Here is a 5233-nt window from a genome sequence, read left to right as displayed (position 1 = left end):
TTGGCGGTGCCGTGGCCGCGCGCAGCGGCCAGCGGCGCGCCAGTGGGTTCAGCACCGCGCTCAGCACCAGGCCCCAACAAGCGCCAGTGAGGTGCGCGGTCTGCACCACCGACATCCCGTTGTCCGGGTCCCAGACCACCGGCGCATTCCAGCCGTGTTCCATCAGCAGTTTGACCAACAGCCCCAAGCCCAGAAAACCGCCCCAGAGGTGCGCTTTCGGCACGTCAACCTGTCGCATCAGCAGTTGGCAGGCCAGCACCGCCACGCCCGCATGCAGCAGGCCCGACAAGCCGACCGCGTAGTCGATTTGTGGCCACAGCAGCAAGGACAGCTGGGTCAGCGGCCAGGCCAGCAACCAGGCCAGGGTGCCGTGCAGCCGCGGCTGAGCAATCCCGGCGAAGGCTGCCAGCGCAGCCAGCGCGAGCAGGTTGCCGATCAGGTGTGTGGTGTTCGTGTGCACCCAGGCGCTGGTCCACAGCGTCCAGGGTTGTTGCAGCCCGTGTTCGGCGTGCCAGGTGAGCATGTCCTGTGTGCCCTCGCGGGCCCACCACAAGCCCATGCTGATCACGCCGTGCAAGCCGCACACCAGCGACCAGCTGCGCGCGGGCTTCATGCCGGTGGTGCGGGCGATTTGTCGGGTTCGGCGCCCAGCACATGGAGCCAGAGCGCGCGCACCGCCGCAGCGGCCGACTCGACCCGTTCCTTCGCGATCTGGGTCGGCGCTTCGTCCAGCCGCGCCTGGTGTTGGATCTGCCGCAGCTCGCGGTAGGCCTGGGCGGCGTCTTCGCCCATACCTGGCGGTACCAGGCCGGCCTTTTCAATCAGGCGCAAGAGTTTGATGTTGCCGGTGTTGGGGCGCAGTTCGGGGTGCGCGCGCGAATACGCCAGCACGATGTATTGCACGGCAAACTCCACGTCCACCATGCCTCCGGCGCTGTGCTTGACATCGAACAACTCGCCGCGCACCGGTCGCGCGCTGCGCACCTTGGCGCGCATGGCGCGGATTTCTTCGGCCAGCGCGACCGGGTCGCGCTCGGCGGTGATGACGGATTCGCGCACCTCGTCGAAGCGCTCGCGCAAACTGGGGCCGGGCGCCACCTCCAGCGGGGCGGGCACCGAGTCCACCGCCGACTCTTCGTCGCCACCCAGCACAAAGCGGGCGCGCGTCATGGCCTGGTGCTCCCAGGTCCAGGCGGTGTTGCTGCCACGCTGGAGCTGGTAGCGCGCATAGGCTTCGTAAGTGGTGACCAGCAGGCCGGAATTGCCGTTGGGGCGCAGCGCGGTGTCGATCTCGTAGAGGTCGCCTTCGGCCGTTTTCACCGTGAGCCAGCCTATGAGTTTGCGCACAAACATGGCGTAAATCTCGGGCGCGTTTTCGTGCTCGTCTTCGAACACGAAAACGATGTCGAGATCGCTGCCGTAGCCCAGTTCTTTGCCGCCCAGCTTGCCGTAGGCAATGATGGCGATGCGCGGGCTGGGCCGGTGCCGGTTCTTCAGGCGCGCCCAGCACCAGCGCGTGGTCACACGCAGCACCGCGTCGGCCAGAGCGGTCAGGTCGTCCGCCACTTCTTCGACGGTCAACACCTTTTCAAGGTCCCGCGCCAGGGTGCGGAACACTTCGGCGTGGTGGGCGCGGCGCAGGATGTTGAGCAGCTCCTCGTCGTCGTCCTCGCCGGTGGACTTCAGCGCGGCCATGCGCGATTCCAGCTCGGCCTCGAACTGCACCGGGTCGAAGCGGTCGTTGAGCAGTTGCTGGCTCGCCAGTTCGTCGATCACGCCTGGGTGCTTGAGCAGGTAGCGCGCCGGCCAGCGCGCCGCGCCCAGCAGACGCAGCAGGCGTTCGTGCACCGCCGGGCGCTCTTGCAGCAGCGCGAGGTAACTTTCGCGCCGGAACAGGGGCTCGACCCAGTCGGCCATGCGCAGCGCGGCCTCTTCGCTCACCCGGCCTTCTTGCAGCCAGGCACCGGTGCGCTGCACCAGGCGCACCAGGCGCACCTGGGCGTCTTCGCGCAAGGCCTGCACGCGCGGGTTCTCGCACCACAGGGCGATCTTGGCGGCGAAGGCCTCGGGCAACTCGGCCAACACGGCTTGCAAGTCCAGCACCGCGTTGCGCGCGCCGCCGTTCTTGGCGCCGCAGCCCTTGCCCTGGCATTGGCCTTTGGCGGCACCGCCGAGCAAGGTGTCGAATTCCTGGGCCACGGTTTCGCGGTGGGCATCGAGAGCGTGCAAGAAAGCACAGAGATCGGGGAAACCCATGCTGGCCGCGACCCAGGCCAGGTCGTCGTCGCGGGTGGGGATGAGGTGGGTTTGCTGGTCGTCGAGGTACTGGATGCGGTGCTCGACGCGGCGCAGAAAGTCGTAGGCCTGGGCCAGGGCTTCGGCCACGTTGGGGGCCATCAGGCTGGCCTGGCACAGCCGCTCCAGCGCCGCCAGGGTGGGCCGTTTGCGCAGTTCGGGGAACTGGCCGCCGCGCACCACCTGCAGCAGCTGCACCGTGAATTCGATCTCACGGATGCCGCCGCGCGAGAGCTTGACATCGTTGGCCCGGCCCGGGTTGCCGGCAGCGCGTTTGGAAGCGTGGTCGCGGATCTGGCGGTGCAGGATGCGCAGCGCATCGAACACGCTGTAGTCCAGGTAGCGCCGGAAGACGAAGGGCAGCACCGCGCCACGCAAGGCGCTGGCGCTGCCATCGCGCACGCTGGCAGCGGGTGCAATCACCCGGCTCTTGAGCCAGGCGAAACGCTCCCATTCGCGGCCTTGCACCAGAAAATATTCTTCCAGCGCGCCCAGCGAAACCGCGCTCGGCCCCGAGTTGCCGTTGGGCCGCAGCGCCAGATCGACCCGGAACACCTGGCCGTGTTCGGTGGTTTCGCCCACGCTGTTGTAGATGTGTTTGACGACCTTGCCGAAATACTCGTGGTTGCTGATGCTGCCCCGGCCTTGCGCGTTGCCGGTGGTTTCACCATCGTGGTCGTAAACATAGACCAGGTCGATGTCGCTGGAGACGTTGAGCTCGCGCGCGCCCAATTTGCCCATGCCCACCACCCACAGCTGCGCGCGCTGCGACGGGCCTTCGGTGTCGCCGCACTGGGGCGCGCCGTGGATGGCATCGAGTTCGGCAAAAGCCAGGGTGCAGGCCTGATCGAGCGCGAGTTCGGCCAGCTCGGTCATGGCCCGCGTGACCACGGCCAGCGTCGCCGACTGTTCACAGTCCAGCACCGCCAGCCGCTCCAGCACCAGCTGGCGCAGCACCCGCAAGGCGGCGGTGGTCGACAGGCCGCCTGCGAGCAAACGCTCCAGGCAGGCGTGCATGCTGTCGCGCACCGGTTCACCGGCGGGGAGGAAATCCAGTTCAGCAACGTAGCGGCGGCGCACCCTTTGCACGAAGCGCGAATGCTCGGCACGGGGTGGGGTGAGGGAGCCGGTGGCGCAAGGGTTCACATTTGTTGACAAAAGGGAAACCTCCGGTGAAGAACAAGGCGAGAGACGGACCGGCATAATTTGCGGTGGACATGAACCCAAACCCAGCCCCTATCGCCGTGAGCACGCGAAACCTCCATGTGTTTTCCGTGGTCACCCGGCTGGCGTTGTGGCTGGTGTTGGCGGCCTGGGGCTTGTTGGCCCTGATCTTAGGCACGATTCATCTGGTGATTGTGCCCCGAATCGACGATTGGCGTCCCCGGCTGGAGCAGTGGGCGAGTGCAACGGTCGGGGTTCCGGTGCGGGTGGGTGAGCTGCGCGCGCTCAGGGCCTCCGGCGCCAGCGACTTCATGCCCGCGCTGATGCCGGCTTTTGAATTGCAGGACGTGCGTCTGTACGACCCTCAAGGTCGTGTGGCTTTGCAGTTGCCACTGGTGCGCACCGCCTTGTCCTTGGGTTCGCTGTGGCGGCTGGGTTTTGACCAGGTGGTGATCGACGAGCCGGTGCTCGACGTGCGGCGCACCGAGCAAGGCCGCATCGAAGTGGCCGGCTTGGACCTGAGCGGAACCGATACCGGAGACGGCGCGGCGCTCGACTGGTTTTTTGCGCAGACCGAATTCGTGATCCAGCGCGGCACGGTGCGCTGGATCGACGACTGGCGTGCCCAAGCGCCTTTGACCCTCACCGCCGTGGACTTTGTGGCGCGCAACGGTGCGCGCAAGCACCAGTTCCAGCTCCAGGCCACGCCGCCCACCGACTGGGGCGACCGGTTTTCCCTGCGCGCCCAGTTGCGCGAACCCCTGTTGCGGCTGCGCCAGGCCCAGCCCGAGGACTTGCGCTGGCACAACTGGAGCGGCGCTTTGTACGCCGACTTCACGCGGGTGGATGTGGTGCGCTTGAAAAGCGCGGTGGATTTGTCCGAGTGGGGCGTGTCGGTGCAGGCCGGTCACGGTGCCTTGAGAGCCTGGGCCGATGTGGCGGACGGTCGCATCACCGGCCTGACCGCCGACCTGGCCTTGCGCGACGTGCAGGCCCAGCTGGGGCCGCAACTGCCCGAACTGGCGCTGGTGTCGGTCGATGGGCGCTTGTCCGCGCAATGGGACGCCAGCCAACGCAGCCTGGCGACCGAAGACCTGCGCTTTCGCACGCGCGACGGCAAGGTCTGGCCTGGCGGCTTGCTGCGCATCGCACAAACCCAGGCCCCGGGCGGGCGCGCCGTGAGCGCCAGTTTGTCGGCCGAGCGCGTGGACCTGGCGGCCTTGGCCGCGATTGCCAGCAGTCTGCCGCTGGGCAGCGCCACGCACGGCCTGATCGCCGAGCTGGCACCGGTGGGGCGGGTGGAGAACCTGCAGGCCAACTGGCGAGGCGCCGCCGTGGCCGCATCGGCTGGCGCGTCGGAGCCGCCCACGCTGGCCGGTACCTGGCCCGACTTTGGCCAGGGCGAATACCAGGCCAAAGGGCGGGTGCTGGGCCTGGCGCTGGCCAGCCTGCCCAGTGGGGCCGTGTCGGCCACCGGCGGCCATGTCTTGCCGGGGCGGCCCGGCATCGAGGGCGCCACGGTGGAATTTGATCTCAGCCAGGCCGGGGGGCGTGCCCGGCTGACGGTGGAGAACGGCGCGCTGGATCTGCCCGGCGTGTTCGAAGAAAGCCGCTTGCCGCTGGACCGCTTCGAGGCCGACGCGACTTGGCGTATCGATGGCGAGCGCATCGAGGCACGCCTGGACAAGGTGCGGCTGGCGAACGCCGATGCCGAAGGCACAGCGCAGGCCAGCTGGCACACCAGCGACCCGGCTGGCGCGGCCGGCGGGGCCGC

Annotated in this window: 3 protein-coding genes; 1 reads left to right on the top strand and 2 read right to left on the bottom strand. The window is 68.1% G+C overall.

Features of this window, described 5'->3' with window-relative positions:
• Both ABYB95_RS16480 and glnE read right to left on the bottom strand, forming a co-directional pair.
• Positions 1-613: rhomboid family intramembrane serine protease (locus ABYB95_RS16480; protein ID WP_372659642.1), on the bottom strand; the 613-nt coding region annotated here is incomplete at its 3' end.
• The gene (glnE, locus tag ABYB95_RS16475) at positions 610-3498 is read right to left on the bottom strand and encodes a bifunctional [glutamate--ammonia ligase]-adenylyl-L-tyrosine phosphorylase/[glutamate--ammonia-ligase] adenylyltransferase (protein WP_372659641.1); all 2889 of its coding nucleotides are present in this window, start codon (positions 3496-3498) and stop codon (positions 610-612) included. The genes glnE and ABYB95_RS16480, both read right to left, overlap by 4 nt.
• Positions 3499-3539: 41 nt before the next feature.
• On the opposite strand from glnE, the gene ABYB95_RS16470 reads away from it, so the two are divergent.
• Positions 3540-5233: YhdP family protein (locus ABYB95_RS16470; protein ID WP_372659640.1), on the top strand; the 1694-nt coding region annotated here is incomplete at its 3' end.

The organism is Hydrogenophaga sp., assembly GCF_041633695.1.
Taxonomy (GTDB): Bacteria; Pseudomonadota; Gammaproteobacteria; order Burkholderiales; family Burkholderiaceae_C; genus Hydrogenophaga.
The sequence above is the reverse complement of the archived record's forward strand: the minus strand, read 5'-3'. Positions and strand labels throughout refer to the sequence as shown.

What these genes read in the sequence shown, in the direction of transcription:
- glnE (WP_372659641.1), bottom strand. Translation starts at nt 3,498, where the DNA reads ATGCCGGTCCGTCTCTCGCCTTGTTCTTCACCGGAGGTTTCCCTTTTG.